This is a genomic window from Streptomyces sp. HSW2009, from assembly GCF_040240285.1.
In the GTDB taxonomy this organism is placed as follows: Bacteria; Actinomycetota; Actinomycetes; order Streptomycetales; family Streptomycetaceae; genus Streptomyces.
Genome location: NZ_JBEHZD010000882.1, coordinates 1 through 2,076 on the forward strand (window position 1 = coordinate 1; position 2,076 = coordinate 2,076).

The 2,076-nt window shown below is 73.5% G+C and carries 2 protein-coding genes; both read right to left on the minus strand.

Translation table 11 applies throughout. From position 1 onward, the window contains the following. Positions 1–273: 273 nt before the first annotated feature. A complete protein-coding gene (locus AAHZ94_RS33185; protein ID WP_349997418.1) occupies positions 274–834 on the minus strand; it encodes a DoxX family protein in 561 nt (186 codons plus the stop codon). Between the two features lie 631 nt (positions 835–1,465). Next, positions 1,466–1,918 carry a MarR family winged helix-turn-helix transcriptional regulator gene (locus AAHZ94_RS33190; protein WP_349997419.1) on the minus strand — a complete coding sequence of 151 codons (453 nt, stop codon included), beginning with the start codon at positions 1,916–1,918 and terminating at the stop codon, positions 1,466–1,468. Positions 1,919–2,076: the final 158 nt, after the last annotated feature.

The following is a 2,076-nucleotide window of genomic DNA, read 5'->3' on the forward strand; positions in this document are numbered from 1 at the left end:
GGCAGGGACGGAGCCACGGACACGGGTGCCGGCGACGCCCCGCGCGCAGCCGGCAGCGGCGAGCCCCCGAACGAGGACGGCAGCGGCGACGGCGTGCGCCCGGTGGGCCACCAGGGCCCGTAGCACCCGCGCCATCGCTGGTACGAGCCCTGCTGCGGGCCGTACGAGGCCCGGCGGGCCCCGCGGGGAGCCCGAGCGGCTGCGAGACGCCCAGAACGGCCGTGACGCCCTCCACCAGCGCCCGCCCACCCCGGCCCCGCAGCCGCCCCCAACTCAGCGGAAGACGCGCCGCCGCCGGCGCCGGAAGACGCGGAAGCGGCCGGCGGTGACGGCATCGAAGGAGAGGTACGGGGCACCGGCCAGCACGAGGGGCAGCCAGGCCATCAGGTAGGCGAGATCGTTGCCGTAGTAGTACGGCTCGGTCGACCAGCTCACGGTCAGCCACAGGCTCAACGAGATCAGCGCCCCGCCGAGGGCCGCGACCCGGGCGAACACCCCGAGCAGCGTGCCGAGGCCGACCGCGAGTTCCCCGATGGCGATGGCGTAGCCGAAGCCGGTGGGGGCCTTCAGGGCCAGGTCGACCAGGCCGGGGAGGGCGGCCGACGGGCGCGCGGAGCGCATCGTGTCGCCGATCGAACCCGGCCCGCTGTCCGACAGGAAGACCGCGTCGGTGAGCTTGTCCAGGCCCGCGTAGACGAACGTCACGCCCAGGAAGACCCGCAACGGCAACAGCGCATACGGCGCCACCACCGCACGCCACCCCCGCCGCCCCACCACCCCCGAGCCGGCCCCACCACCGCTCCGCCCACCCGGCCGCCACTGCCGCTCCGCCATGACCGCACCTCCCGACCTCCCGGTCCCTACGCCCCAGTCTCCCCGCGCCACGGGCCACGCGCCTGCGCGGGCACGCGAGGCGCCGGGGAGCCGGCCACCGCTGACTACCGACTGCCGGCCGCTGGCCGGGCCCCGCAACGGCCGCCCCGCGCGCGTACGCGCGTACGCGAAGAGCCACGGCCCGTACGCGAAGTCGAAGCCCGCACCCGAACCGCCGCTGTGGGCGTCAGTCGCCGTACAGGGTGGGCAGATCGACCAGCAGTAGGTGCGGTGAACGAGTGCTCGCGTCAAGGGCGTTGGACAGGGCTAACAGGCCCTTCGCCGTCTGCCGTTCCCCACCACCTGGGCGGTCCGCCTCCGCTCCAACGGAAGTTGTCGAACTCCACTACGACACAATCCGTCGAAGTAGAGTTCGACATCCGTCGCCGACTCCCACCAACCACATCAAAGCACCTGGTCAGAGCCCTAGGCGCGGCTGCTCCGCCGGGCGGTGCCGATCGGTGCGGCGGGGGCGCAGCGGGTGCCGTCGCCCCCTGCCGCCGCGTTCGGCCGGCCGGCCCGCCCGCGGTCCTCCGCCCCCGCCGCTCCCGCCAAGGCCCCGCCCCCTCCGGGCTCCCGCGCCGTGGCCGGCTCAGTCCAGGTCGCTCCGCCCGCCGAGGTTGTCCACGACGCGGCGCAGCAAGTTGATCAACTGGATGAATTCGGCGTCCGTGAAACCGGCCCTGACCTGCGACAGCGTCACCGGAACCCGTTCCCACAGACGGGCCAGGGCGGCCGTGCCTTCGGGGGTCAGGTGGAGTCGCTGAGACTGGTCCGGGTGAACCCAGCCGCGTGCGAGGAGGTCGTCGGCGACGGTGGCGACGGTCTCGTCCGGCACGTAGTGGCGCAGCCCGGCGGGGAGTTCCGCGCGGGTCAGGCCGTCGGCCGACCGGTCGATCAGGTTCAGCACCCACCAGTGCGGCTGCCGGATGCCCAGCGTGCCCAGCGTCTCGTTGATGGCGCCGACCACCAGTTGCTGGGCCACGCCGGTCCAGTAGCCCACCGGCTGCTTCAACAGTTCTTCGTCCGTGTAGTCCTTGAGCACGGTCCGCTCCCCCACTCGCTTGCGTCGGTTGCCTCGTACGGCGTCGGGGAACCACGCTGACCTGCGGCGATGGAAACGCCGCCCGGCCGCCGCGGCGTCCCGACAGCACCGAACGTAGGAGTTGAACCAATCTTCAAGTCAAGGACGGCCCGGGCGCC

Bases quoted from the DNA above. Each gene is read 5' to 3' on its own strand.
- AAHZ94_RS33185 (WP_349997418.1), bottom strand. From the start codon at position 834: ATGGCGGAGCGGCAGTGGCGGCCGGGTGGGCGGAGCGGTGGTGGGGCC.